This is a genomic window from Bacillus sp. GMa5/1, from assembly GCF_050172015.1.
Classification (GTDB): Bacteria; Bacillota; Bacilli; order Bacillales; family Bacillaceae_G; genus Bacillus_A; species Bacillus_A cereus.
On the sequence record NZ_JBNLYC010000399.1, the window covers coordinates 1 to 1,333 of the forward strand.

Consider the following 1,333-nt stretch of genomic DNA (forward strand, 5'->3'; position numbering starts at 1 on the left):
ATGGATTATAAAAAATAATATAGAACAAGAATTTACGATATCAGCATGTGTTCGTGATGTTCAAATGAATCCATCAATCGTTAGTTCAAAGCGATTTGTAATAAGCAATGAAGACTTAGAAAGATTAAAACGAAATTTGGGAGAAAGAGAATATCTTATTGAATTTCAGTTAACAGATGTAAATTAGATAAATGAATTTGAAGATTTATACCAGTCATCGAACTTACCTCAAAAAGGTCCCTCTATTACTTATCCTCTTTTTAAAACACTTAATTCATTAACTGATGGAAGAATACTATCGGGAAATTAGTGTTATGAAAGCTATCGGCATTACAAGTAAAGATATTCAAAAACTATATGTAACAAAATATGTTGTTATTTCAGCTGGCGGATGTATATGTGGATATATTCTTTCACGATTTGTTACAAAAGTATTCACCTCAAATATCGCTCTTTATATGGGGGCAGGAAAAAGTGATATACGGATAGATTTACAGCAATCTGAAAATATAGAGCAACGATTTAAGGGCGTTATATCAAGAATATAACATGTTAGGTCAAACAAACCTTGATATAACAATGTTTGTTTAACTTGAATTTGTAAAACATTTACATTTTATAAATGCAAGTTATCCAAATCAACGTAATTATAAACATAAACATGATTAACACCAATCGGTTTACGTGACATTCGTATATTTTAAGTCTTTGATAAATAATACAATTTAAATTTTGCAGATCAGTAGAATGAGGAAATATGCTTAGAGTATTAGCGAAACCCAACCCTAATCAATTCTTCATCATTTATTTCAATTACGAATCTATATTCTTTGTCTAATAGCCAGTAATAAAAACTGACTGCATCAACGTCAACTAGTGATTGGAATACTTTATCAAGATTTGTACTTACTACAGGGATTTCATAGTTATCCCATATTATAAAAATCTGTTCGTCAAAATCTAGTTGGTTTGCTCTAATAAGGGAAATTATTTGTTCTTTGTTCGAAGCTATGAATTGGTTATCTATCTGTTCCCAATATATTCTTCCCGAGACAGTTATAGGAAATGAATTCATTAAAATAGTAGCAATCTGCTGGCTTTTTTCTTGGGAGAAAATGAGAGTTTCGTTTCCTAGGGATTCAAGGCATTCATTAAACAAAGGGTTTGTATCATTTCTGTTTTTTGTTTTCAGTGCTCTTAACTTTTGTCGCAATTTCCATTGTCTTGACGATCTATCATCCATTTTTAACATTCCTTATACAATTATTTAAGAATGAGTATAGCATATAAGGGAAGTCTTTATGAAAAGGAACTTTTTAAATATAAATTAAAC

1 protein-coding gene and 1 pseudogene are annotated in these 1,333 nt (G+C 29.6%); one reads left to right on the forward strand and one right to left on the reverse strand.

What is annotated here, in order from left to right; all coding sequences use genetic code 11:
• Positions 1-482 (forward strand): annotated as a pseudogene (locus ACQGSG_RS28935) (ABC transporter permease); the annotation flags it as partial.
• Between the two features lie 287 nt (positions 483-769).
• Here the strand turns inward: ACQGSG_RS28935 and ACQGSG_RS28940 are convergent.
• Complete coding sequence (locus tag ACQGSG_RS28940) at positions 770-1,243, reverse strand: hypothetical protein (RefSeq protein ID WP_325842913.1); 474 nt, start codon at positions 1,241-1,243, stop codon at positions 770-772.
• Positions 1,244-1,333: the final 90 nt, after the last annotated feature.